Raw genomic sequence first — 24,924 nt, forward strand, 5'->3', positions numbered from 1 at the left:
TTCAGATCGGCAGCTTGGTCGGACGCGCGTAATGATACCAGACGGCGATCATCATGCGCGTCATGGTCACCGCCGTGACGATGGTCGTCAGAATGCCGAGCGCAAGCGAAACGGCGAAGCCGCGCACCGGTCCCGACCCGAGAAAATACAGGATGGCCGCCGCGACGAACATTGTGACGTTGGAGTCGACGATGGTCGCGAAGGCGCGCGTGAAGCCCGCATCGAGCGACGCGAGGATTGACCGTCCGGCGTGATTCTCCTCGCGGATGCGCTCGTAGATCAGCACGTTGGAGTCGACCGCCATGCCGATCGTCAGCACGATGCCGGCGATGCCCGGCAGCGTCAGCGTGGAGCCGAGCAGCACGAGACCGGCGAAAATGAAGGCGATGTGCACGAAGAGCGCGAGATTGGCGAAGACGCCAAAGACGCCATAGGTGACGAGCATATAGACCACGACGAGGCCGGCGCCGACATAGGCGGCGCGCTTGCCGGCGTCGATCGAATCCTGGCCGAGGCCCGGACCGACAGTGCGCTCTTCGACGATGTTGAGCTTGGCGGGCAGCGCGCCGGCGCGCAGCAGGATCGCGAGGTTGTTGGCCTGTTCGACGGTGAACCGACCCGAAATCTGTCCTGAGCCGCCAGTGATCGGCGTCAGAATGCGCGGCGCCGAAATCACCTTATTGTCGAGGACGATCGCGAAGAGGCGGCCGACGTTCTTGGAGGTGACTTCGCCGAACGCCTGGGCGCCGCGAATGTTGAAGCGAAAATTGACCACCGGCTCGCCGCTTCTTTGCTGGTCGAAGCCAGGCTGCGCGTCGGTCAGATCCTCGCCTTTGACCATCACCTGCTTTTCGACGGCGATCTTGCCTTCCTGCTCGACCTGATCGAGTTCTTCGACCTCGGAGGGGTTCTGGCCCGGATCGGCCACGAGGCGGAATTCGAGCTTCGCCGTCTTGCCAAGGATTTCCTTGAGCGTTTCAGGGTCCTGAAGGCCGGGCACCTGCACCAGAACGCGGTCGTCGCCCTGGCGCTGGATGCTCGGCTCGCGGGTGCCGAGCGCGTCGACGCGGCGCCGGATGACCTCGATCGATTGCTCGACGGCCTTGCGCGACTTGTCCCTGATGCCGGCGTCGGTGATGGTCACGCGGATCAGGCCGTCCGGCGACGCCTCGACGTCGAGCGGCGAGGCCCCGCCGCCCATGAGCGCGTTGCTGAAGGCGTTGCGCAACTGCCGCAGTTTCGGAAGGATCTTCTCGCGGTCGGCCGGATCGGCGACGCGCGCCTGGACGCCGCGCGCGGTCGCGCCGATGCCGCCGGTGATCGCGACCTTTTCCTCGCGCAGGATCCGGCGCACGTCGTCGCGCAGATTTTTGACCTGCGTGCTGATCAGATCGGCCTGGTCAACTTCGAGCATCACATGCGAGCCGCCCTGCAGATCGAGGCCGAGCACGATGGTCGGCGGAACGAGCCAGGACGGCAGGCTTGATTTCAGCTGCTCATAATGCGACGGCGACAGCATGCTCGGGACGACGACCAGCACAGCGGCCAAGGTCATCGCCACAATGGCGAAGAATTTCCAGGTCGAGAATCGCAGCATCGTCCTGCTATGGGCTAGGTGATCGAAAAAATCGCGTTAGCTCTGTGAGCCCGATTTGGCGTCGCCGGGCTTGCTGTCGCCGGCCTTGCCGTTGCCCGATTTGACCTCGCTTGTCTTGGTCTCGCCGGACTTCGCCGATCTCGCGCTTTTGGCCGCGCCAGTCTTGGCTGGCGGCGGCTCTTCTCGGACCGGCTCGCCCTTGGCGCGAACTTCGGCGATGGCGGTGCGCAGCATGCGGACCCGCACATTCGGCGCGAGCTCCACCTCGACTTCGGCGTCGTCGATCGATTTCGTCACTTTGGCCACAAATCCGCTCGTGGTGACGAGCGTGTCGCCGCGACGGACGTTGCGCAGCTGTGTGATCGCTTCCTTCTCCCGGCGCGAGCGCGGGCGGATCACCAAGATATAGACGATGCCCATCACCACGAAGATGGGGATAAGTTGCCCCAGCATCTCAGGCATGGTCGGAGGCGGCGCAGCCTCCGGCTGGGTCTCGACCGTCTGGCCGGTCTGGGTCGCGGTCGGCGGATGCGGGGCAGCCGGCGGCGGCGACGCAGCCGGCGTATTCGGCTCAGCCGGCGGGATTGCAGGCGTTTCGGCGGCGGGCGGTGAGGGCGTCTGGGCTTGCGCCAAAGCGTCCGGGATCAGCTTCATCGCGAAATCTCTTAAGGCTCGGAGCCCGGCGCGGATAGGTTTTTCAAAGCGCCGGAACGGGCGCGGACTATAGCCGCTCACTTCACGAAAGCAATGGCGCGCAGACCACTTCACGCAATGCGCGCGGCTCGGCGCGCGTCCATGCGCGAGTCCATGAATGTGTGGCCGCGCACGGCCCTGCAGCGCAGGGAGGCGTAGGCAGTCCGAGGCGCCTTGGGGCGTCTTTGTTGTTAGGAGAGAGGCGCCTTGGGGCGTCGTTGTTGTTGGGAGACAAGTCATGTCTAAGAAAGTTTTATGCGCCGCGCTGCTTACGGGAGCGCTCTTCGCCGTATCGCCGGCGGCCGCTGGACACGGAGGTCATGGCGGACACGGAGGTCATGGCGGTCATGGCGGTCATGGCGGTCATGGACACGGCGGCGGCTGGCATGGCGGTGGGCATGGCGGCTGGCATGGCGGCTGGCATGGCGGGCACGGCCCTGGCTGGCACGGCGGCTGGCACGGCGGCGGCTGGGGACGCAGAGGCTGGGGCTGGGGCGGTTGGGGCGGCCACAGCGGCGGCTGCTGGCGCTGGTGGTACGGTCGCTGGCACTGGGTGTGTTGATCGGCGCCCGGACAGGAATGTCTGCGCTGACGCGGTCAGACCGCACGTGGTCCTGCGGCTAAGGCTGGATCTTTAGATCTGCAGCTGTTGCGCCAGGCCGCGCAGGAACGCGAGACAGGCGGCCAGCTCGGCGATGTCGATATATTCGTCGGGCTGGTGCGCCTGGTCGATCCGGCCGGGGCCGCAGACGACCGCTGACATTCCCGCACGCTGAAACTGTCCCGCCTCGGTCGCGTAGGGAACGGCGATCGTGGCGTTGCGCCTGGCGAGCCGCAGGGCCAGCGTCTCCGCCTCCGAGCCCGGCTGCGGCGCGAGGCCAGGCACCTCATTTTCCGTCGTGGTTTCGACGCCTGCGTCGGGAAAGCCCACAAAAACCGTCCGCCTCAGCTCGTCGCAATAGGCTTCCAGCCGGTCGCGGGCGAAGTTCGGCGACGCGCCGGGCAATCCGCGAAACTCCCAAAGGAATTCGCAGTCCTTGGCGACGATATTGCGCGCCGTTCCGCCGTGAATGACCCCGACATGAACGGTCGAGAAGGGCGGATCGAAGCGCCCGGTCAGATCGCCCGTCACGCGGAGCTCCTCGCCGAGATGGTCGAGCTCGCATACGAGCCTGCAGGCGACATGCACGGCGCTGACGCCTCGATGCAGGTTTGCCGAATGGATCTCGAAGCCGCGCACCCGCGTCACAAAGGTGGCGACGCTTTTATGCGCGTCGGCGACCTCCATCGACGTCGGCTCGCCGACGATCACGGCCGACGGGCGCGGCAGGTCGGCGCCAAATCGGGCGATCACGTCGAGGGGACCGAGACAGGTCGTTTCCTCGTCATAGCTCAGGAGGATGTGGATCGGCCGCGACAGCCGCGCCGCTTTGAACTCCGGGATCATTGCGAGGCAGGCGGCGTCGAATCCCTTCATGTCGACGGCGCCCCGCCCATAGAGGCGGGCCGCGTCGCGTCGCAGCGTGAAAGGGTCGGCGCTCCAGGCTTGCCCAACGACCGGCACGACGTCGGTATGGCCCGAGAGCAGCACGCCGCCGTCGACGTCGGGGCCAATCGAGACGAACAGCGCGGCCTTTTCCCCGGAGGCGTTGGGCGCGCGCACGAAACGCACATCCTGCTCGCGCAAATAGGATTCGACGAAGTCGATCAGCGGAAGATTGGATTTGGAGCTCACCGTGTCGAAAGCGACCAGCCTGGCGAGCATGTCGATCGCGTCTTCGAGGCGTTCCATGGCCTCCGCCTAATTCAGCGTCGGGTGGGACAGGGGACTGTCAAGCGAGAAGGCGGGAACTTCGACGTCGAACGTCTCGCCGGAGTCGGTCACCATGCGATAGCTGCCCTGCATCATCCCCGAGGGCGTGCTGAGCGGACAGCCGGAAGCATAGCGAAACGTCTCTCCGGGCTCCAGCACGGGCTGTTCGCCCACGACGCCGGGGCCGCGCACTTCCTCGCGGCGTCCGTTGGCGTCGATGACGACCCAGTGTCGCGACAGGAGCTGCACCCGCATGCGGCCGAGGTTGGCGATTTCGATCGTATAGGACCAGAAGTAACGGTCCTGATCCGGGTCGGAGCGGTCCGGCAGGAAGTCCGGAAGCGCAGTGACCTGAATGTCTCTGGTGATGGCGATATACATGGGCGCGAGATTAGAGCGCGCGCAGGCAAAGGGAAACGTCTTTGATTAGGCAATGATCGGCGCGCAAGCAGCGGTTGACTGTGTCGGAATAGACACAGTGATTGTTTTTCAGCGCATCGGATCGCGCCGCGACTATCCGCGACGCAGTCAATTGTAAATAGTGCGTCGTCGGTTTTGACGGGAATCAATATGCGGCCGAAGACGCTCCGCACGCTGTTGATCGTGCTGGCCATGGTCATCCAGACCGTCGCCGGCGGAGCCGGGCTTGCGCGCGCTGCTTTGATGCCTTCCGGGGACGCGCTGTCAACCCGATGTCATCAGTTGAGCGCGGCGGAGCAGTCTGCGCCCAACGACCGGGACGGCCACGAGCACCACTGCCAGTCCTGCCTTATGTGCTGCGAGCCGCCCGCAGCCTGGGTTTCGCTGCTTACGGACTATGTCGTCGCGCTTGCCGGATATGCGGTTGTCGACACGCCGACCTACGCCGTTCGGCCGCTTGCGGCCCGCCCGTCACGCGCGCACAGCGCGCGGGCGCCGCCCGTCACGCGCGCCTGAGGCCATCGGCGCGCGTCGCGCGCATTCCAGCTCTCGATCGCCGCTTCAGCAGCATCCTTAACAGCATCCTCGTCAGTCCGCGTGCGCGTCGAGTCCAACGCCGTCGCGGCCGCTCCCCATCATGCCCGGCTCGCGTCGGCGCCAAGGAATACCGTCATGCTTCGTCATTCCCGCCTCTTCGGAGGCGCCTCTCTCGCTGTGCTCAGTCTCATCGTCACATCCGCCGCCGAGGCGCAACAGGCGCTGCCCACCATCAGCATCGGCGGCGCACGCGGCCCTGCGCGGCCTGGCCGCGTCGGCCATCCCGTCTCGGGACCGGCGCGGGTCACGACCGCCGCGCCAAATCCTTCCCAGCCGGCGCCTCCGGGCTTCAGCCCGCGCAAATTGGCGTTGCCTGTCTATCGCGATCCGACCGGACAGACGTTCACGACGATTCAGGGCAAGGATTTCGACAATATGCCGCTGCTCTCCGTTCGGGAGATGCTGCAATACAGCCCGGGCGTCTCCTTCAAACAGGGCAACGGCCCGCGCGACATCGTCATCTCGATCCGCGGCTCTTCCGCGCGCAACGGCTTCGGCGTGCGCAACATCGTGATTCTCGAAGACGGCTTTTCCGTCACCCAGCCGGATGGTCTGTCGCGCACCGACCTGACGGACCCGCACGCCTATGCCGGGGTCGACGTCTATCGCGGCCCATCTTCGGCCCTGTTCGGCAATTTCGCCAATGGCGGCGCGATCAACTTCCGCACCAGAACCGGCGCCGAAATCGACGGCGTGCAGGTCGGCAGCGAATTCGGCTCATATGGATATCTCAATAATTTCACGTCCATCGGCAAGAAAGTCGACAATGTCGATATTGCGATTTTCGCCAGCGACGTGCGCGGCGACGGTTGGACGCTGCACAATCGCTATGACACGCAGACCGTGAACGCCACCATGCGGTTGCAGGTCACGCCCGACGACCTTCTGACCTTCAAATTCATCCATAATCAGCTTTACGCCGACCTGTCGTCGCGGCTGTCGCTCAATCAATATTACCTCAATCCCTACCAGAGCGGCTGTTATGTGATGACGCAACTCGGAGCCACGACTCCGCTCGGATATTTCAATCGATCCTTGTGCGGAAGTTCGGGCGTCCCGCTCACCGGCCTCAACGGGACCGGCGGGCCATTCTTTCAAACGACGGGCTATCTGGCCGGCTTCAACCGCAACGATCGTCGCGACGTGCTTGGCCTGCGCTGGGAGCATAATTTCGACGCCAACACGTTTTGGCGCACGCAGGTCATTTATGACGACAAGAACATTTCTCAGCCGACCGGCAACACCGCCGCCTTGCAGGACGAGCCGGCCGTAAACGCGAGCACCGACATCACGCAACTCGGCTCGCTGGCAGGCTTTGAAGCAAGGCATTTCGCGGGCCTGTATTTCAACCGGGCCCGCTATACGAGCTACACCAACAACACGCTGCCGATCGGGAGCGGCGCGACCGGCGCGATCCAGGCCAAGCAAAACGCGATGATGCAAAATCTCGGCGCGCGCGGCAGGGAGGAGGTCGCGCTTTCCAAGGATGTGACGCTGGTCCTTGGCCTCTCCGCGGAAATGACGAAAATCGCAGCCATTCAGGAACAGTTTACATATGTGAGTGCGCCCGCGAATCCCGCATTCGGTCAAATCGCGACCTGGCAGGGCATTCCCGTCAACAAGACCTACTGGAACTTCGGCCCCGAAGCGTCGGTGACCTGGCGCGTCATGCCCGAACTGCTGACGCATTTCCGCGCGTCGAGCGGATATGGCACGCCCAATCCAGGGCAGTTGTTCGTCAATCAGCAAGGTCGGCCAGGCGCGAATACCGACCTGAAAACGCAGCGCAACACCGGCATCGACATCGGCTTCGATTGGCGGCCCGACGAAACGCTGCTCTTCAGCCTTACGGGCTTCCACGAATGGTATCAGAACGAGCAGATTTCGCAGAGCCCCGGCGCCGGCCTGCTCAACTTCACCTTCAATGCGCCGGGTTCAGTGCATCGCGGAATTGAATCGCTCGTCGACTGGCGGCCGATCGACGGATGGAAGGTGCTGGCGAATTATACCTATAACAATCAGATCTTTACCAACTTTAACGAGCAGCTGGCCGCAGGCGGAGTCACGTCGTATTTCAATCGCGCCGGCTACAAGATACCGAATGTCCCCACGCATAACGCGACCGCGCGTCTTGGCTATGACCAGCCTTTTGGCGACTTCAGGGGCTTCGGCGCCTTCGTGGAATATGTCTATCAAAGTTCATATTACCTCGATAACGCCAATGTGCTGACGATCCCGAGCTACGGGCTCGTCAATGCCAACGTCCATTTCGACAGAGACCTGGAGTTGTGGCCGGTCAAGAACTTCTCGGTCTATTTCGAGGTTCGGAACATCTTCGACCGCAATTGGGTGGCCTCGGCCAACAACATTACGAATTCGGCGGCGCTCGTTAACGGCGTTGTCGTTGTGAACGGGTATCCGCAGCTCGCCCAAAACGGAACGGGCTCGATCTACGCCGGCAATCCGCGCCTGTTCCAGGGAGGCGTGAAGTTCAAATTCTGATCCGCGGCGATGTCGCTCCACTGAGACGCTTTGCCGCGGCGTGGCGGTTGCACGAAGATTAACTTGTCGCGGCCTTCTCTTTTTGCTTAACATCGCGGCGCGCATGTGAATTGGCATGCGCGCCGCTATCCAAGGCTCAGGATTTTATGCGTCGTAACTGGCTGACAGTTCTGCTGTTTGCGCTCGCGCTGACCGTTCAGGCCCTTGCGCCTGCGGCGGCGCATGTCGCGCCGCGGCTGGGCGCCGGCGACGTGATCAAGGCGTTCTGCTTGAACGACGTCGCCGCGAGCGACGACGACCAGGGGCCGGCCCGTGTGAAGAGCCACCGGGACGCCTGTCTTTTCTGTCAAACCTATTGCAATGGCGTGGCGCCGCTTGCGGCGCGAGTCATTCATCTTGGCAAGGCGCCCGTCCAGTGGACTGCGCTTGATTGGACGGTGGCGGACCGCGCCCTGCCGACACATCCGCAGGACTATTCACGACAGGCGCGCGCGCCGCCCGCCAACTCCTGATCCTTCGCACGCTGTCGCGCCGCTTTGCGTTCCTGCCCGGACTCCGGGCGCGCAAGGACGGGGCGCAGCTTAAGGACAACGCCGCGTCAAGCGGCGGATCGGGAGTGAACCCATGTTCCGTAAACGTAAGCAGAACGGTCGAGAAAGCGTCGTCGCCGGCGCGACGCTCAAATCCTTGACCAAGCGGGAAGCGACGCAGCCGGGCCACGCGCCTGGCATGGCGGCGCTCGCCGCCATCGTGCCGACGACGTCGCTGTGGCGTGGAAGCGACCAGCGCGTCATTCGCCTCATCGACCTCGAACGCCGCGCGCGATTCTCGCGGCCTTTGCCTGACGCGTCCTGACTCGATGTCCGCATCGGCGTTCAGGCTCGCTTCGCTGCGTCGCGCGAATGCGCGGGCCGGCGCGACGCTGCTGTTCTTGGCGGCGTCGCTCTGGGCCGTCGCGCCGCTCGCGCGCGGCGTCGGCGAGTCGGGCGTCGGCGGACGTCTCGTCGCTCAATTCTTTATCTGTTTCGCGTCGGGGGCCTCCCAACCCGACGCGCTTGCGGGGCGGCTAGGCTCCGAAAACGATCGCTCCGCCTGTTCCCTCTGCCAGGCGTTTTGTAGCGGTCTTGCGCCTCTCGCGGCGCGGCCTGGCCTGATCGGCGCGACGCCCGTCCCGAGCTTTCAGCTCGTGTGGACGGTGGCGGACCGCGTCGCGCCGACGCCCCGTCCCGACCCTGCCAACCGCCCACGCGCGCCGCCGTCGGTCTAGAGGCTCAGTCGCAAACGGCCTGCGTCGGCGTCGATTCTCTTCTCACGCCGCCGCCGCGGGCCGCCGCACGAAGATGGTCGTCCACTCCGCATCGAATGCTTTCCGGGGACATGATGATGAACGAACTGATCACGGGCGTCGTGCTTGAGACGCTTTGCGCAATACTCGCCGCATCCTATTTCGTCGCCGAATGCGCGATGCAGGAGGCGAAAATTCCCCTGCGGCGCGAACGGCGGGACAGCGCGCGGCGGTAAGGCTCAGGCGCGCGCGGCCGCCCACAGTCCGCGCGCGAGATCGTCGACAAGGTCGTCGGCGTCTTCAAGGCCGACCGAGAGACGCAGCAGCCCGTCGCCGATCCCAAGCGCGGCGCGGGCGTCCGGCGTCAGCCGCTGATGGGTCGTCGTCGCCGGATGGGTGATGAGGCTTTTCGCGTCGCCGAGATTGTTGGAAATCTTGATCACTTCGAGCGCATTGGCGAGACGGAACGCCGCCGCCTTGCCGCCCGCCATATCGAAGCTCACCAGCGTGCCGCCCCCCGACATCTGACGGCGCGCCAGATCGACCTGCGGGTGATCGGCGCGGAACGGGTAGAGGACGCGGCCGACGGCTTTCTTGGCAGCCAGGAAGTCGGCGATCTTCGCCGCGCTCGCGGTCTGCTGGGAGACCCGCAGCGGCAGGGTCTCCAGACCCTTCAGCATCACCCAGGCGTTGAACGGCGACATCGCCGGCCCGGTCTGCCGCAGAAAATTATGGACGTTCTCTTCGATCAGCGCCTGCGAGGCGAGGATCACGCCGCCAAGACACCGGCCCTGGCCGTCGATGTGCTTCGTCGCCGAATAGACGACGACGTCGGCGCCGAAGTCGAAGGGCTTCTGCAGCAAGGGCGTGGCGAACACGTTATCGACGACGAGCTTCGCGCCGGCGTCATGCGCGAGATCGGCGATCGCCTTGAGGTCGTAGACGTCGAGGCCGGGATTGGTCGGACTTTCGAGAAAGAAGAGCTTCGTCTCGGGACGGATGGCGGCCTTCCACTGCTCGAGGTCGGCGCCGTCGACGAGCGTCGAGGCAATTCCCAGTCGCGGCAGCAAATCCTCGACGACATAGAGGCAGGAGCCGAACAGCGCGCGCGCCGAAACGACATGGTCGCCCGCTTTGAGCTGCGCGAGCAGGCTCGCCGTCACCGCCGCCATGCCGCTCGCCGTGGCGCGGGCCGCCTCGGCGCCTTCCAGAAGGATCATGCGCTGCTCGAACATCGCCACGGTCGGGTTCGAGAAGCGCGAATAGATGAAGCCCGGCTCGTCGCCTTTGAAACGCGCCTCCGCCGCCTCCATCGTCGGATAGGCGAAGCTCTGCGTCAGATAGAGCGCCTCCGACAATTCTCCGAAGGAAGAGCGCTGCGTCCCGCCATGCACGAGTTGCGTCGCTGGTTTGAGCGGCCTGCGCGGCGGGATGTCGGCGGACATTGGTTCTCCCTCGGCGCCAGTCGCGCCATTCCTGATGCGCGCCGAACGGCGCTCTGCTGCGCAAAAAGCGGGGCTTCCTTCGGGAGACCCGGCCTTTTAGCGCGTTGTTTTTCGTGGCGGCAAGCCGGCCGGCTCAAATAACCACGTGCGCCTATAGAGTGCAGTCGGACGCAAGCTGTCAACAGCGGCGGCTTGAAAGGCGACGCAATTTGGCGCTTATGCGGCGCAAGGGCCGCTTCATGGCGGGCGACAGGACGACACGAATGGGCGGCGTGCTTTCCAGCCGGCAGATTCAGGCGATGGCCGACGCCGGGCAGATCCGCCTCGCGACGCCGCTGGCGCATGGACAGATTCAGCCGGCGAGTCTCGATCTGCGGCTCGGCGCCAAGGCCTATCGCGTGCGCGCGAGTTTTCTGCCGGGGACGCGGCGCAGCGTCGACGAGCTTCTTTCGGCACTCAAATATGACGAGATGTCGCTCGAAGGCGACGGCGCGGTTCTGGAGCGCGGGTGTTTCTATGTCGTGCCGCTTCTGGAAAGTCTGGCGCTCGACGATTCCGTGGTCGGCGCCGCCAATCCGAAAAGCTCGACCGGGCGTCTCGATATTTTCACGCGGCTGATCACCGATCGCGGCGATCGCTTCGACGAGGTCGCCGCCGGCTACCGCGGGCCGCTTTACGCCGAAGTGTCGCCGCGCAGCTTCTCGGTGCGCGCCCGCAAGGGCACGCGCCTGAACCAGCTGCGGTTTCGCGCGCAGGGGCGGGGCGGATCGTCAGGCGTCGCGCTCGGCGATTCGGCGCTTGCCGAATTGCACTGCAAGTCGCCGCTCGTCGACGGGCCGCTCAATCTGCGCGACGGCGTGGTTTTGCGGGTTGCGCTCGATGCGGGCGCCTTCGGCGGCATCATCGGCTATCGCGCGCAGAAGCACACCGACGTGATCGACGTCGATCGGATCGGCGCCTATCACATCGACGATTACTGGGACCGGCTGCCGGCGCGCGACGGCAGGCTCATTCTCGATCCCGGCGACTTCTACATTCTCGCCTCGCATGAACGGCTCGCGATTCCGCCCGATCTCGCCGCCGAAATGGCGCCGATGGACGCCGCGATCGGCGAGTTTCGCGTGCATTACGCCGGCTTCTTCGATCCAGGCTTCGGCGCCGGGCCGGATGGACGGCCAGGGGCGCGCGCCGTTCTTGAGGTGCGCTCGCGCGAAGTGCCGTTCATCCTGGAGGACGGCCAGTTCATCGGCCGCCTCGTCTATGAGCAAATGGCGGAGAAGCCCGAAGCGCTTTACGGCGAAAGCGGCGTCTCGAACTATCAGGGGCAGGGCCTGAAGCTCTCCAAGCATTTCAGGGCAGGATAGAAGCCTCCTCAGTCGATCCTGTCGACGAGATAATCCGCGTAGATCCCCGCGGCGGCGCACTCCTTCTGCGAGACGGCGTTGTAGGCGCGCGAAAATTCGGTCGCTTCGCGCCGCTGCGTTGCGCCATGGAAAAAAATGACGCCTTCGACGAGCAGCACCGGATAAACATAACTTTGCGCCGCATCGGGATGCAGAGCCCAATATGCGAGGTCGATTTTCCGCAATTCGATCCGGTCGCCGCGCTTATCGGCAAACTGAATTTGCGGATCATGCAAGACTGTGCGCTCGAGGATTTCCTCGACGCTCGTGACGCGAATACCGCGGCTGTCCTTCACGGGGCGCCATGCGTGATAGGCGCTGACGAATTTTGGGGCGTCTGCACCGGGGTTGAAATATGCATAAGTTTTCGCGCCTGGACCTGCGACGTCGATCGTTTCAAGGCGATAGAGGAAACGCGCACTCGCTTCGCCGACGCCGCGCTCGATTTCCCGGCCCTTTGCGTCGAGTTTCGCGACCTGGTCGAGCACGACGCCTGAAAAGTGCGCTTCCGGCGAGAGAAGGCCCGCTTCCGCAAACAAATTCTTCGCCTGCTGCGCAAGACGTTTGCGTTCCTCGTCCGGGAGAACAAACCTCTTGTTTTTCGCATTGTCTCTGTCGGGTTCGTCTACGACTCGCCACGGCCGGCGTTCGTCGGGGAAGTCAGCATCCGCTCGGCCGTTTTCCGCCCATAGCGAACCGGAGGCGCGGTAGAACTGAACACCCGCCGATCCGTTTTCAAAGAAGATCGAGCCGTCCTCGTCGACCGTCTTGAATTTGTCGAGCTTTAGCAGTGACCGAAAACGGTCGATTGCGGGCCGCCGTTCTTCTAACGACGGCGTATGAACTAGAAAAACCGGCAGTTCGGTCGGGACTTCAGGTAAGGGCCCGCGAATTGCGATGTCGTTAAGCTGAATCGCCATGACGACTCTCCCTGTTTGGCGTCGCGCTTCAGCACTCCCCATGAGCGGTCCAGAACTCGCGCGCTCGTGTCGGGTCTCGCGGTTCCGAGGTTGACAGAACCTCGCCATACGTATCGACCCATACACCGCCAGACGTTTCGCCATTGGCGCGCAGATAGGCCCATTCCTTGCTGTTGCTCTCAGTTTCAACACAGGCGCGTCGCCAGGACCGCCGCAGAGAAAATGCGTCATATCCATCTAAGTGGCGGCTCGAATAGCGCGCGAATTTTTTTTCCGCGATAGGCGGCCTCGCCGCCGCTCGTCGAACGGGTGTGGAAGCCGAACATGTAGTGCAAGCGCCCGAATGCCCCGACCCATCGTCCGACCGAATTTGTTGACGAGTGGTAGAGCAGGCGACATGCGTGCGAGGAAAAGAACTCTAGATCGTAGTCGCCCCAATTGATGTCGTTGTCGTAATAGACGCCGCCATCGTAGCAACGAAAGCCCCGACCATATGTGCTTTCATCGTCCGGATCGAAGTCGCCATGCGAGCACATGTACATGAAGTCGACGCGATCAACGACTTCATCCGCCGTTTCGGCGCTGAGGAAATGGCTGCGAACGACTTCTTCGTCGCCATGGTCCTGTTCCCACCTGACGTCGGGGCGCTCTTCCAATCTTTCTGAAAACCGGCGCGCCTCTCGGCGTCGGGCATTGAGGCCATCACGGATCCACCAGCAGCCGACGCTCAGCATTTGGCCCTCCCGCTCCGCCATCCTTGGGCTTCTCGAGAAAAATTCTATGTGCTCTGCGCATTCTGGAAGCGCTGTCGATAAGAGCGACGAGCGCTACTCTACGCCAACGTGTCATCAGTGATACAAAAAAACATTGTTAAATTGCGGCTTTATGGCGCAGTGCCGTATCGGCGCGCCTCCGTTCGCAGGAGGTTTCGAAACATGCGCTTCGAGTGAGTCAGTTAAAAAAACTGCGTGGAGCGCCAGCTAAACTCGCGTATGTTTTACTATGCGCTCAAATTCATCATCCCAGCGCTCATCGTCGTCGCTCTTTCGCCAAGCGCTCGACGGCGCTCGCGGCTTTTGTCGCGTCGCCGCCGCTGACTTCGCTCCTCGCGTTCATCTGGCTGAAGACCGACGGCGAGGCGCCGCCGATCCGGTGGGGCCCGCAGACATTTTTCGCAGGGGTGTTCCGAATTACATACTTTTCTGCGCGACGGTCGCCTCGTTTGTTTTTCTCATCGTTTCCGTCCTCGCCGCGGAGCGTAACCCGTCAACCGCGAAGTTCTGGTGGGTTCCGCAAGTCGACGCTCTGCCGTATGACGCCCATAGCCGGCTGATTCGTCGGGGGCGCGATCTCATCACCGCGACCTATTCCCACATCGGTCCCGACATGCCGAACCGCGCGCAGCGCTATTCCGGCAACAATCTCGCCTGCGGAAACTGCCATCTCGACGCCGGCGTGAAGAAATTCGGCCTGCCGATCTTCGGGCTCGCGGCGGATTTTCCCGCCTATAGCGCGCGCTCGGGCGCCGAGATCACGCTGCAGGAGCGCATCAACTCCTGCATGACGCGCAGCATGAATGGCCGCCCTCTGCCGGCGTCGTCCGAACCGATGCGCGCCATCGTCGCCTATATTCAGTTTCTGTCGAAGGGCGTGCGCAAGGGCGAGAAGCTCTCGGGCCTCGGCGCCGGGACCATGCCGGAGCTCGACCGCGCCGCCGACCCGGCGCGTGGACGCGACATCTATCAGGCGCGCTGCATCGGCTGCCATAACGTCGACGGCGCCGGCGTTCAGAACAGCCTGCCGGGGCTTGGCGCCGGCTACGCGTTTCCGCCGCTCTGGGGCTCCGACAGTTTCAACGACGGCGCCGGCATGGCGCGGCTGATCACGGCGGCGAATTTCATCCATTCCAACATGCCGGACGGCGTCGACTATCTGCATCCGCGGCTCTCGCCCGAGGAGGCTTGGGACGTCGCCGCGCTGATGATCTCGAAGCCGAGGCCGCATCGGGCCGGTTTGGACAAAGATTTTCCGGACCTTTTGAACAAGCCGATCGATGCGCCGTACGGCCCTTACGCCGACGGCTTTTCACAAGAGCAGCACACCTACGGACCGTACGGCCCGATCCGCGCGAAGCTGAAGGAAATCGAGAAGGAACGGGCGGACGTAAGGAATCCGAATGTGAAGTAAGCGAGAGCCCGGCTCTCTCGTCGTCAGGAAACAGGCTCATGGAGCGCGTCGGGACGCAAGCGCGGCATGCGCAGCGGTCCGTCGAACCTCGTTCGATCTGAAGGACATGTGTGACCCGTTTGCAACAGGGCGCCTGCAATCGCGTCGCAGCATCCAAAAACACTCTTCAACTTTGGCGGACAACCGCTGAGAATAAGCTGTCCTGGTCCTTTTATCATACAAGAGCCGCCGAATGGTCCGACGTCATCCAAGCTTCGCCTCTGTTTTTGCGCTCGTGGCCGGATTGACGTCCATATCTACGTCCGACGCGTCGGCTCAGACCGCCCTCCCCACAATTGAAGTCGGCAGGCATGCCACGCGGTCGACGGCGAGACATGCGGCGCGCGAGCGTGGTCCTGCGCGCGCGACGCATCTGGTCGAGGTTGCGCCGGCGCCTTCGGGGCCGTCCACGGAGCAGGACACCGCTCTCGGTCCGAAGATCGACTATCCGACGGGTCCGAAGGACATGTCGTCGTCGAGCGAGCGGTTTTTTACCGGCGGACAGGTCAACGCCATTCCCTTCTATCGGCCCGGCGAAGCGCTCGAAATCGTGCCGGGCCTCGCCGTGACCCAGCACAGCGGCGAAGGCAAGGCGAACCAGTATTACTTGCGCGGTTTCGATCTCGATCACGGCACCGATCTCGCGCTTTATCTCGACGGCATGCCGCTCAACATGCGCACCCACGGCCATGGCCAAGGCTATGCGGACGCCAATTTCGTGATGCCCGAACTGCTCGCGTCGATCGATGCGCGAAAGGGTCCGTACAACGTCGAAGACGGCGACTTCTCGAACGCCGGCACCATCCGCATGCAGTATCTGAGCCGGGTGCCGACCGGCGTCTTTACGTCGAGCGTCGGCGAATTCGGATACGCCCGGCAGTTCGGCATGAAGTCATGGGATTACATGGGCGGCGATATCCTCGGCGCAGGCGAGATGTCGGTTTATGACGGCCCGTGGCTGACGCCCAATCGCGTGCGCAAGATCAATGCCGTGTTGCGCTGGAATCGCGGAACGGAGGCCGACGGTTTTGGCATAACGGGCATGGCCTACGCCAACCGATTTAACGCGACGAACCAGATCCCGTTGCGCGCCGTCCAGCAGGGATTGATGTCGCGCTGGGGCGCTATCAACCCAACCGACGGCGGCGACACGACCCGCTTCAGTCTCTCCGGCCATTGGGCTCAGCTCAGCGAGACGAATTATTCTCGCATCGAAGGTTACGCCGTTCACTCCACCTTGGATCTCTTTAACGACTTTACCTATTTTCAGAATAATCCCGTTATCGGCGATCAATTCCGTCAGTTCGACCGGCGAACGATACTGGGGTCGAACGGCGTTCACGGAATCAAGTTCAACGTGGCCGAAACGCCGTTTGAATTGCGCTTCGGCTATCAGACGCGTTACGACGACATCCGCGTCGGGCTGCAGGACACCTATGTCCGCAGGCCTTACGACACCATTCGCAACGACCACGTCGGCGAAGCAAATTTCAGCCTCTACAGCGACGTCAAAACGAAATGGGCGCCCTGGCTGACGACGGTCGTCGGCACGCGCTGGGACTATTACTGGGCGAGCGTGGGCAGCCTTCAGAGCTACTGGGCGTCGCCGATCGTCGGTTACGTCGACGATAATCCTGCGCAACCGGTCCGGCTTTGGACCGCGCCGTTCAATAACGGCGGGAGCAGCGCTCAATTGCTTAGCCCCAAGGCGTCGGTGATCATCAATCCGTTCGACGACAAGACGGATTTCTATTTGAACTTCGGCCGCGGATTTCATTCGACCGACGCGCGCGGCACGACGCAGACGTTCTCGACGACGGAAGCCTCGGATGACCTCGGCTATGTGTTCGCGCAACGCCGGCCGCTGCTTTCGCCGTCGACCGGCGCCGAAGTCGGCGTGAAGACCAGAGCGATTGACAAGCTCGAGTCGGCGCTGACGCTCTTCTGGATACAGCTGCAGTCCGAAAACGTTTTTGCCGGCGATGAAGGAAATACGGTGTTCGGCCCGCCGAGCCGCCGCATCGGATTCGAGTTCACCAATCATTACCGGCCGTTTTCATGGTTGAGCTTCGAAGGCGACTTGACCATGGTGAACGCCCGTTTCCTCGGTTTCGATAAGGATCAGGCGGACCTCTATTACCAGCTGCTACAGCCTGATGCGCTGCCCTGGGGCACGTTTTACGGCAATAAGGCGGGGAATTACCTGATCAATGCGGCGCCGATCATTGCGACGGCGGTGTTGGAACTCGGCGAGTCGACAGGCTGGTTTGGCGCGCTCAAATATCGTTACATCGGCCCGAGAGCGTTGACCGCGGACGGATTCTTCAAAAGCCCGGCGATCGGCACCGTGAATGCGCGGGTCGGCTATCGTTGGAAGGAGGGTTGGAAACTCCAACTCGACGTCTTCAACATGTTCAACTCGCGTTCGCAGTTGATCGCTTATGGATATGGCTCAATGATCGGCACCGACCCGCTCTATCGAGCCTGCAATGGTCTTCTCAATGCGGCGGTGAGCGCAGCCAATTGCGGAGTCGGCGTGATGGACGTCGTCGGTCATCCGATCGAGCCGCCGACCTGGCGCCTCACCTTCGGAGGACCGATCGACTTTGGCGTCAAAGGCCCCGATCTGACGGAGCCGTTCAATCTGGTGAAATTCTGGGAGTGAGCGCGTCGCCCTGAGGCTTCGCCTCGTCCTCGCAGCGCGCCTCCGGCATTCCTGAGCAGGGCGACAACCGCCGCCAGGCCGCCGGATCGGCGTTCCGTTGAAAGTGGCCGCCAGCCGCGTTACACAGGAGGGGCGCGGGCGTAGTTCAGGGGTAGAACGTCAGCTTCCCAAGCTGAATGTCGTGGGTTCGATTCCCATCGCCCGCTCCAATTTCCAGCATGATGCGAGAAAGCCGCCCGCGCGCCGCCGGCGGCGGCTGTTGAGCATCTTCGCCAAAAGTGCGAAGCGGATGGCGATTGAATCGCGCTCGACCGAAAGCGACCTATGCCGCACGCCGCCGTCCACGCTCACGCTCCCGCCGCGCCGCTCAGCGCCCTTGCCTCCGGGCCGCTCTCGGGCCGCGTGCGGCCGCCGGGCGACAAATCCGTTTCGCATCGCGCGCTGATCTTCGGCCTGCTCGCCATCGGCGAGACCAAGATCGAAGGGCTGCTCGAGGGCGAGGACGTGCTGCGCACGGCGCAGGCCTGCCGCCAGCTCGGCGCCAGGATTGTGCGCCATGCCGACGGGAGCTGGAGCGTCTGGGGCGCGGGGCTCGGCTCGCTCCTGCAACCCACGGAGACGCTCGATTTCGGCAACGCCGGCACCGGCTCGCGCCTGATGATGGGCGTCGTCGCCGGCCATCCGATCGTCGCGCGTTTCGACGGCGACGCCTCGCTTCGCAAGCGGCCGATGAAGCGCATTCTCGATCCCCTGGCGCTGCAGGGCGCGCAGGTTCTGGAGCAGGCCGAGGGCGGGCGTCTGCCGCTCGTTCTGCTGGGATCGAGCGAGCCCTTGCCGGTCGAATACAAGACGCCGGTCGCCTCGGCGCAGATCAAGTCCGCGGTGCTGCTCTGCGGGTTGAATTCGCCGGGCCAGACGACGGTGATCGAGGCCGAAGCCTCGCGCGACCACACCGAGAAAATGCTCGCGCATTTCGGCGCCAGGGTTGAGAGCGAGGCGTACGGACCTCATGGGCGCAAGATCACGCTCGAAGGACGTCCGGAGCTCATCGCGCGCGACGTGCGGGTTCCGGCCGATCCGTCGTCGGCCGCCTTTCCGCTCGTCGCCGCGCTGATCGTCGAGGGCTCCGACATCGTGATCGACGGCGTCATGACCAATCCGCTGCGCAGCGGGCTGCTGACGACGCTGCAGGAGATGGGCGCGGAGATCGCGTTGGAGAACAGGCGCGTCGAGGGCGGCGAAGAAGTCGCCGACGTTCGCGCGCGCTTCTCGCATCTCGCCGGCGTCGATGTGCCGGCGGCGCGCGCGCCCTCGATGATCGACGAATATCCGGTCCTCGCGGTCGCGGCCTCCTTCGCCAAGGGCGAGACGCGCATGCGTGGGCTTTCCGAGTTGCGGGTGAAGGAATCGGATCGGCTGGAGGCGGTCGCCGCCGGGCTCAAAGCCAATGGCGTCGACTGCGAGATCGTCGGCGACGATCTCATCGTGCGCGGCGGCCGGGTCGCCGGCGGCGGCATGGTCGAGACGCATCTCGATCATCGCATCGCCATGAGCTTTCTGGTCATGGGACTCGCGGCGGAGAAGAAGGTCACGGTCGATGACGAGACGATGATCGCGACGAGTTTTCCCGCCTTTCGCGGCCTGATGGAGCGGCTTGGAGCGCGCTTCTCGTGAGCATCGTCATCGCGATCGACGGCCCCGCGGCGTCGGGGAAAGGCACGCTGGCGCGGCGGCTCGCGGCGCATTATGGCCTGCCTCATCTCGACACGGGGCTGCTCTACCGCGCCACGGCCTGCGCGCTGCTCGAAGAGGGCCTGCCGCTCGACGACGTCGCGGCGGCGGTGGCCGCCGCGCGCAGCCTGTCGCTCACCGACTTCGACGAAGCGCGGCTCCGCGCGCGCGACATGGGCGAGGCGGCGTCCGTCGTCGCCGCCATGCCGGCCGTGCGCGCGGCGCTCGTCGACATGCAGCGCGGATTTGCGGCGCGGCCGGAGGGCGCGGTGCTGGACGGGCGCGACATCGGCACGGTGATCTGCCCCGACGCGAAGGTGAAGATTTTCGTCACCGCCGCGCCGGAGACGCGCGCCACCCGGCGGGCGCTGGAGCTTGCGCGCGCCGGCGAAAACGCCGACTACGCGGCCATTCTCGAAGACGTCAGGAAGCGCGACGCGCGCGACAGCGGCCGTAGCGCCGCGCCGCTGAAACCGGCCGCCGACGCCGTGACGCTCGACACCACAGACTTCGACATCGAAGAATCCTTCGCCGCCGCGCTGTCGATCGTCGAGTCTCGGCGCTGAACGCTACAGGCCCGTCTGAACCGGAAAGTTCGTTGCTTTGAAACAGCGCCGGCGCGCGACGCTGCAAGATCGATTCGCGGCGCTCTGAGAGGACGATCCGGCGAGGATGCTCATGGCTTTCGAGGAACGTCGCGTCTTCCGCTTTGCGCCGTCGCCCAACGGCTATCTGCATCTTGGCCACGCCTATTCGGCGCTGCTGAATTTCGATCTGGCGCGCCATCGCAACGGGCGCTTTCTGTTGCGGATCGAGGACATCGATACGGGTCGCGCGCGGCCCGAGTTCGAAGCGGCGATCTATGACGATCTCGCGTGGCTCGGCCTCGATTGGGAGCGGCCGGTCCGGCGCCAGTCCGAGCATTTCGGCGATTATGCGCATGCGCTCGAGCGGCTGGACGCGATGGGGCTCATCTACGCCTGCGACTGCAAACGGTCCGACATCGCACGGGCGGCGCCGCCGGACTGGCCGCGCGACCCGGACGGTTCGCCGCTCTATCCGGGAACATGCCGCGTCAAGCCACGCCGCCCGGCGCGCGAGGTTCTTGCAAAAGGAGGCGTCGCGCTGCGGCTCGATATGCGCATGGCGTCGACGCTCGCGGGGCAGGGGCTCAGCTGGCGGGAATTCGGCGCGGTTTCGCGGTCATCGCCCGCAGCCGGGCAAGAGGGGCAAGAGGGCCAAGAGGGCCAGGCGGGGCAGGGAACGGCGATCGCCGCCGATCCGGCGCAATGGGGCGACGTCGTCCTCGCGCGCAAGGACACGCCCGCGAGCTATCATATCGCCGTCGTCGTCGACGACGCCCTCCAGGGCGTGACCGACGTCGTGCGCGGCAGGGATCTGTTCGAGGCGACAAGCCTGCACCGTCTGCTGCAACGCCTCCTCGATCTGCCCGCGCCGGATTACCGGCATCATGGCCTGGTCATGGACGCGCGTGGCGAAAAGCTCGCGAAGAGCGTCGCGTCGACGGCCCTGCGCGCGTTGCGCGCACAGGGCCTGTCGCCTGAAGATATTCGCGCGAAGCTCGCGTTGGTCGATCAGACTGCGCCGGGCTCGTGACTCGAATGGGTCTCGTGGCCGCCGTCGGGTCGGCTCAGACAGCCCCGCACCACGCTGCAGACCGCCGCGATCGTCTGCGTCACGACAAGCTGGCCGGAGGGGGCGATCCGAGCGTCTCGCCAACGGAAAAAGGTCGGAACGGATTGGGTCAACGCTTCGTCCGTCGCATCGACGGCGCGACATGTCAGGATCCGCGCGCGCGAATCGCATGTTTCGAGAAGCATGGACGACAAGCCCGCCGAGAGCGGGTCGTGAATCAGGCGCAACCCGAACCTGTCGAGTTTCGCGTGTCGCTGCAAGATCGCTCTAACGCCGTCGAGGACCTGCGCGTCGTTGGACGTTATCGGCGCGACGCCGCCGAGATTTAAGGCGAATTCCAGAGCGACCAATCCATTTCCGCGATCGTCCGCTTCGCTAAAGCGGACGAGGATCGGCTGCGCCGACTCGTCGGCGCGCTCCGGTCGAAGGCGGATCAGGCCTGCCTCGCCATCGACGGTTTCCACCATCATCTCGCCGTCGCGCACGGCAAAATGCTGGTGCAGCAGGGAGACGCCGAAGCGTTCGGATGCTTCGACGGCCACCAGGAATTCTCCCAGTTCGTCGAGACAGGCGAGGTCGCAATGATCGAGACGGCCGACGCCATCCGCATCGATATGCGGAAGGTTGGCGTAATCGAGCTCAGTATGATGGGCGATGCTAATCAAGGCTTTAGTCCTCCCAAATCGATTGCGATGAGCCAATGGCCGCCTCGCCGAGGGCGCGCGGCCGTGACGCTAACGTCAAGGTCGGCTGATTGGTTCCGGCGCGTCGCGCGCCAAACGTGTGCGTCTGCGCACGAACATTTCTCCGAGCGTTCGATAGTTTTGAATCATCGAGTTCAAAGCGGCACGGGAGAGCGAAATGTTCGAGATGATCCAACGCCTGATCGACCAGGAAGCCCAAATCTGCATTCCGGCGGGCAATCTGACGCCGCGCGCCAATCTCTATGAATTGGGAATGACGCCTTATACGGCGATCCGTCTGCTGCTCGCGATCGAGCGCGAATTCCGGGTCGAGTTCCCCCGCGAGTCGCTCAATCGCCAGACGATGGCGACGCTGGAGAACATCGTTCGCGGCGTGCGCGCCAGCCAATTCGTTCCCGCCTACGAATGGCGCGAGGCGGCCTGAGATTGTTCGGCCGCCATGTGCGGCGGCCAATGACCGGGTCGAGGCTGACGGGCGAGACTAACGGGTCTGTCGAGTCGCCACCTTGGCGCCGTTGTTCGGCGCTTTCGCCATCAAGCCGTCGATGCGATCGCGCTCCTTCCTGAATTCGGCGAGCAGCCGGCCCTCGATTTCGCGCGTGCGCGCCAGCTTGACGCGCATCGGATCCACGAAATGGCCGTTGACCATCACCTCGTAGTGGAGGTGCGGCCCGGTGGACAGGCCCGTCGATCCGAGGAAGCCGATGACCTGCCCCTGCTTGACTCTCAAGCCTTCCTTGACGCCGCGCGCGAAGCCGGACATGTGGTTGTAGGTGGTGATGTAGCCGTTGGCGTGCTGGATCTCGACCCGCCGTCCGTAACCCGAATCCCACTGCGCCTTGATCACCGTGCCATTGCCGGCGGCCAGAATCGGCGTGCCGATCGGCGCCGCCCAGTCGACGCCGGTGTGCATCTTGTAATAGCCGAGGATCGGATGCCGGCGCATGCCGAAGCCCGAGCGCGTCTCGCCGATCGAGATCGGCTTGCGCACGAGAAATTTGCGGCTGGAGCGGCCGTTCTCGTCATAGTAGTCGAGCAGCCCGTCGTCGGACGTGAAGAAGCGGTAGTAGCGATACGTCTCATTGCGGGTCGTCAGTGAGGCGTAGAGCAGGGCGTCGCGCCCGACGTTCGCGCCCTCTTCGCCTTCGTCGTAGAAGACGTCGAGCGTATCGCCGCCGGTCACGCCCCGCTGCAAATCCACGTCATTCGCGAAAACGCGCACGAGCTCGTTGATGATCGGGCGCGGGATCTGCTGCTTGAGGGCGGTTTCATAGACAGAATCGTAAAGCCGCATCGCGCCGTAGTCGTCCTCGACCTCGTTGCGCGACTTGGAGCGGCCATTTTTTGCGAGAGGCGTCGGCGCGGTCGGCGTCTGCACGAATGTGCCCTTGTCCGTCGCCGCGACGATCGAGTCGATCGTCTCGTCGTTGTAGACGGACATGCGGGCAAGCTGCATGTTCTTGCCCGATCCGTCGAAATCGGCGAAGAGCAGCTTGACGCGCTGACCTTCTCGCACCGGCTCGCCGCGCTTGTTCTTGAACGCGGCGGCGACCGCGTCGGCGCGCGCCCGGGGCACGCCGCCGGTGTCGAGGACATCGGCGAGCGTCTGGCCGCGCTTCACGATGATCAGCTTCTCTTCCATTTGCGTCGGCTGCGGCGTGTCGCGCGGCGCGATGGTGACGTTTTCCGCCACCATCCGAACTTCGATTCCTGAAAATGGCGTGGTGAGCGACTCGCCGGGCGTCGCATAGGCGAGCGCCAGCGGGTCCATCGCTGCGCGGCTCGTGCGCGTCAGCAGCATCTGGCCGGGCAGGGGGAGCGCCGCCGATTGAGGTCCCGCCGCCAGGCTGGACTTCGCCTGCTCAACGACTTGCGCCTGCGCTTCGGCGAGCGTCAGCTGGGCGCCCTGGGCGTTGATGGAAATGGCGGCCAGGTCGCGGGTTTCGAATGAGACTTCCGCCTGATCCGGCGCGAGTTCGGCCTCAGCGGCGGTTTCGGGCGCGCGGGCGTCGGCAAGAAGTTTGAGCGGATTATAGGCCGGGACCTCGGCTGAGAAATTCGACGGGGCGAGCGTGAGCGTGGCGGCGACGCGCGTGAACGCGCGGTTGCGCACCACCTCCTTGTCGCCGGCGCGCGATGTGGTGGCGGCGCGAAACGTCTGCTTCGCCGCAACCACGTCGACCGCGCGCATCAGCCGGTCGCCTTTCTTCGGATTGACGGTCTGCTGCTCCTCGGCGTCGGCGCTGCGCATCGGCTGGGCCCGGGTCGGCGCTTCGGCGAAGCGGGTCTGCTGATCCAGCGCCGTATAGGCGGCCGCGCTGATCAGCAGCGCGCCGGACAGCCCGGTCAGCACCGTGCCGGTGAGCCAGCGCGCCGAGACGCGTCGCCTGTCGTCCGGCGTATGCCGGCGTCCATCAACCTCTATCGCGGGCTCGTCGCCCAGCCAGTCAGCGCCGCCTTGCGTCGCGGAGACGAGGCGGCCGGTCATCTGCAACACCATTCAACCTAGCCGTTACGTTTTCGGTCATTCGTTGGGGGAGGGCCAATGGCTGGCGTCTCCCGCGCTTGCTGTCGACGCTTGGCGTCGTCCAGTCGTTTCCTCCGGCCCGCTTCACTCTTGCCGCCGGATGCTCAAATCATGCGCTCGGCTCTTCAAGCCGACGCATAGGACGAAGCCTTCGCATTATGGCTCATTTGGGGCCGGGCCCGAAATGGGTTTTCCACCGCCTAAGACTATGAATTTCATAGGCTCCGGCTGAGGCGCGACAAAAATGTAAAGTTTTTTTAGAACCGTGTTGACACCGAAATGGGAGCCGAATATATACCAATCCATCGACGGCGGCGCTGCCAACGAGCAGCGAACGGTGTCGCTTCTTCGTCTTCGGCAGAAACCAGCCGCCCGGCTGTTGCTCGGGACGAAGACGCTTCGCTGGAAAAGCGCGAGCTTTTCGCCTCAGTGAATGCGCTGTTTGACAATCGAATCGGAAGAAAGAGAAACGTGGACGGCGGAGGTCCTTGCGGACCGCCTCTCCTCGGAGAGCGGTCGAATGAGACACTCTGACGGTCACGTTTTCTAAGTACACCATTGTCTTCATCGTCGTGAGACGAGAAGGCGAGTGTGCTTGGGACTCGTCAAGAGAAAGTGACCAGTCAGGACAAATCTCAAACTTGAGAGTTTGATCCTGGCTCAGAACGAACGCTGGCGGCAGGCCTAACACATGCAAGTCGAACGCCCTAGCAATAGGGAGTGGCAGACGGGTGAGTAAC

23 protein-coding genes, 1 tRNA gene, 1 rRNA gene and 1 riboswitch are annotated in these 24,924 nt (G+C 64.0%); of the genes, 16 read left to right on the forward strand and 9 right to left on the reverse strand.

Annotated elements, in window-relative coordinates:
* Position 1 precedes the first annotated feature (1 nt).
* Positions 2 to 1,597, reverse strand: a complete 1,596-nt coding sequence (secD, locus tag AB7F41_RS03790; RefSeq protein ID WP_428381701.1) for a protein translocase subunit SecD — start codon at positions 1,595 to 1,597, stop codon at positions 2 to 4.
* 36 nt (positions 1,598 to 1,633) lie between these two features.
* A complete protein-coding gene (yajC, locus tag AB7F41_RS03795; protein WP_428381702.1) occupies positions 1,634 to 2,251 on the reverse strand; it encodes a preprotein translocase subunit YajC in 618 nt (205 codons plus the stop codon).
* Between the two features lie 277 nt (positions 2,252 to 2,528).
* Between yajC and AB7F41_RS03800 the strand changes: the two genes are divergently transcribed.
* On the forward strand, positions 2,529 to 2,852 hold the full coding sequence (locus tag AB7F41_RS03800; protein ID WP_428381704.1) for a hypothetical protein: 324 nt from the start codon (positions 2,529 to 2,531) through the stop codon (positions 2,850 to 2,852).
* 72 nt (positions 2,853 to 2,924) lie between these two features.
* On the opposite strand, the gene argE is transcribed toward AB7F41_RS03800, so the two are convergent.
* Together argE and apaG are read right to left on the reverse strand one after the other, a co-directional pair.
* Complete coding sequence (gene argE, locus AB7F41_RS03805; protein WP_428381705.1) at positions 2,925 to 4,082, reverse strand: acetylornithine deacetylase; 1,158 nt, start codon at positions 4,080 to 4,082, stop codon at positions 2,925 to 2,927.
* A 9-nt stretch (positions 4,083 to 4,091) separates the two neighbouring features.
* Positions 4,092 to 4,484: a Co2+/Mg2+ efflux protein ApaG gene (apaG, locus tag AB7F41_RS03810; RefSeq protein ID WP_428381707.1), complete on the reverse strand. Its 393-nt coding sequence runs from the start codon at positions 4,482 to 4,484 to the stop codon at positions 4,092 to 4,094.
* A gap of 189 nt (positions 4,485 to 4,673) precedes the next feature.
* Here apaG and AB7F41_RS03815 point away from each other — a divergent pair, with 189 nt between their 5' ends.
* The 6 genes from AB7F41_RS03815 (at position 4,674) to AB7F41_RS03840 (ending at position 9,143) form a co-directional block, all read left to right on the forward strand.
* Positions 4,674 to 5,039 carry a DUF2946 family protein gene (locus AB7F41_RS03815; RefSeq protein ID WP_428381709.1) on the forward strand — a complete coding sequence of 122 codons (366 nt, stop codon included), beginning with the start codon at positions 4,674 to 4,676 and terminating at the stop codon, positions 5,037 to 5,039.
* A gap of 156 nt (positions 5,040 to 5,195) precedes the next feature.
* The gene (locus AB7F41_RS03820; protein ID WP_428381710.1) at positions 5,196 to 7,622 is read left to right on the forward strand and encodes a TonB-dependent receptor family protein; all 2,427 of its coding nucleotides are present in this window, start codon (positions 5,196 to 5,198) and stop codon (positions 7,620 to 7,622) included.
* Positions 7,623 to 7,768: 146 nt separating this feature from the next.
* A complete protein-coding gene (locus tag AB7F41_RS03825) occupies positions 7,769 to 8,134 on the forward strand; it encodes a DUF2946 family protein (RefSeq protein ID WP_428381712.1) in 366 nt (121 codons plus the stop codon).
* 112 nt (positions 8,135 to 8,246) lie between these two features.
* Positions 8,247 to 8,477 carry a hypothetical protein gene (locus tag AB7F41_RS03830; protein ID WP_428381713.1) on the forward strand — a complete coding sequence of 77 codons (231 nt, stop codon included), beginning with the start codon at positions 8,247 to 8,249 and terminating at the stop codon, positions 8,475 to 8,477.
* A gap of 4 nt (positions 8,478 to 8,481) precedes the next feature.
* On the forward strand, positions 8,482 to 8,889 hold the full coding sequence (locus AB7F41_RS03835; protein WP_428381715.1) for a hypothetical protein: 408 nt from the start codon (positions 8,482 to 8,484) through the stop codon (positions 8,887 to 8,889).
* 116 nt (positions 8,890 to 9,005) lie between these two features.
* Positions 9,006 to 9,143, forward strand: coding sequence for a hypothetical protein (locus tag AB7F41_RS03840; RefSeq protein WP_428381716.1), 138 nt, complete (start codon positions 9,006 to 9,008; stop codon positions 9,141 to 9,143).
* A 3-nt stretch (positions 9,144 to 9,146) separates the two neighbouring features.
* On the opposite strand, the gene AB7F41_RS03845 is transcribed toward AB7F41_RS03840, so the two are convergent.
* Complete coding sequence (locus AB7F41_RS03845; protein WP_428381718.1) at positions 9,147 to 10,352, reverse strand: O-succinylhomoserine sulfhydrylase; 1,206 nt, start codon at positions 10,350 to 10,352, stop codon at positions 9,147 to 9,149.
* Between the two features lie 76 nt (positions 10,353 to 10,428).
* Positions 10,429 to 10,507, reverse strand: a riboswitch (SAM riboswitch).
* Positions 10,508 to 10,615: 108 nt separating this feature from the next.
* Between AB7F41_RS03845 and AB7F41_RS03850 the strand changes: the two genes are divergently transcribed.
* On the forward strand, positions 10,616 to 11,716 hold the full coding sequence (locus AB7F41_RS03850; protein WP_428381723.1) for a 2'-deoxycytidine 5'-triphosphate deaminase: 1,101 nt from the start codon (positions 10,616 to 10,618) through the stop codon (positions 11,714 to 11,716).
* A gap of 8 nt (positions 11,717 to 11,724) precedes the next feature.
* On the opposite strand, the gene AB7F41_RS03855 is transcribed toward AB7F41_RS03850, so the two are convergent.
* Both AB7F41_RS03855 and AB7F41_RS03860 read right to left on the reverse strand, forming a co-directional pair.
* Complete coding sequence (locus AB7F41_RS03855; protein WP_428406442.1) at positions 11,725 to 12,675, reverse strand: hypothetical protein; 951 nt, start codon at positions 12,673 to 12,675, stop codon at positions 11,725 to 11,727.
* Positions 12,676 to 12,902: 227 nt separating this feature from the next.
* Positions 12,903 to 13,430: a DUF6345 domain-containing protein gene (locus AB7F41_RS03860; RefSeq protein WP_428406443.1), complete on the reverse strand. Its 528-nt coding sequence runs from the start codon at positions 13,428 to 13,430 to the stop codon at positions 12,903 to 12,905.
* A 439-nt stretch (positions 13,431 to 13,869) separates the two neighbouring features.
* On the opposite strand from AB7F41_RS03860, the gene AB7F41_RS03865 reads away from it, so the two are divergent.
* The 6 genes from AB7F41_RS03865 (at position 13,870) to gluQRS (ending at position 20,914) form a co-directional block, all read left to right on the forward strand.
* Positions 13,870 to 14,862 carry a c-type cytochrome gene (locus AB7F41_RS03865; protein ID WP_428385808.1) on the forward strand — a complete coding sequence of 331 codons (993 nt, stop codon included), beginning with the start codon at positions 13,870 to 13,872 and terminating at the stop codon, positions 14,860 to 14,862.
* Positions 14,863 to 15,094: 232 nt separating this feature from the next.
* A complete protein-coding gene (locus AB7F41_RS03870; protein ID WP_428385803.1) occupies positions 15,095 to 17,566 on the forward strand; it encodes a TonB-dependent receptor in 2,472 nt (823 codons plus the stop codon).
* Between the two features lie 134 nt (positions 17,567 to 17,700).
* A tRNA-Gly gene (locus tag AB7F41_RS03875) sits at positions 17,701 to 17,775 on the forward strand.
* Between the two features lie 115 nt (positions 17,776 to 17,890).
* Entirely contained in the window at positions 17,891 to 19,240 is a 1,350-nt protein-coding gene (gene aroA / locus AB7F41_RS03880) for a 3-phosphoshikimate 1-carboxyvinyltransferase (RefSeq protein ID WP_428385801.1), read from the forward strand.
* Between the two features lie 2 nt (positions 19,241 to 19,242).
* Positions 19,243 to 19,863 carry a (d)CMP kinase gene (gene cmk / locus AB7F41_RS03885; protein WP_428385807.1) on the forward strand — a complete coding sequence of 207 codons (621 nt, stop codon included), beginning with the start codon at positions 19,243 to 19,245 and terminating at the stop codon, positions 19,861 to 19,863.
* 112 nt (positions 19,864 to 19,975) lie between these two features.
* Positions 19,976 to 20,914, forward strand: a complete 939-nt coding sequence (gluQRS, locus tag AB7F41_RS03890; RefSeq protein WP_428385800.1) for a tRNA glutamyl-Q(34) synthetase GluQRS — start codon at positions 19,976 to 19,978, stop codon at positions 20,912 to 20,914.
* Here the strand turns inward: gluQRS and AB7F41_RS03895 are convergent.
* Positions 20,893 to 21,618 carry a hypothetical protein gene (locus AB7F41_RS03895; RefSeq protein ID WP_428385798.1) on the reverse strand — a complete coding sequence of 242 codons (726 nt, stop codon included), beginning with the start codon at positions 21,616 to 21,618 and terminating at the stop codon, positions 20,893 to 20,895. The two genes, gluQRS and AB7F41_RS03895, sit on opposite strands and share 22 nt — an antisense overlap.
* Positions 21,619 to 21,814: 196 nt before the next feature.
* On the opposite strand from AB7F41_RS03895, the gene AB7F41_RS03900 reads away from it, so the two are divergent.
* Entirely contained in the window at positions 21,815 to 22,081 is a 267-nt protein-coding gene (locus AB7F41_RS03900; protein ID WP_428385796.1) for a phosphopantetheine-binding protein, read from the forward strand.
* 57 nt (positions 22,082 to 22,138) lie between these two features.
* Here AB7F41_RS03900 and AB7F41_RS03905 read toward each other — a convergent pair whose 3' ends face one another.
* The gene (locus AB7F41_RS03905) at positions 22,139 to 24,157 is read right to left on the reverse strand and encodes a M23 family metallopeptidase (RefSeq protein ID WP_428385795.1); all 2,019 of its coding nucleotides are present in this window, start codon (positions 24,155 to 24,157) and stop codon (positions 22,139 to 22,141) included.
* Between the two features lie 664 nt (positions 24,158 to 24,821).
* On the opposite strand from AB7F41_RS03905, the gene AB7F41_RS03910 reads away from it, so the two are divergent.
* Positions 24,822 to 24,924, forward strand: a 16S ribosomal RNA gene (locus AB7F41_RS03910); the annotation flags it as partial.

Source organism: Methylocystis sp. (genome assembly GCF_050251305.1).
Taxonomy (GTDB): domain Bacteria; phylum Pseudomonadota; class Alphaproteobacteria; order Rhizobiales; family Beijerinckiaceae; genus Methylocystis.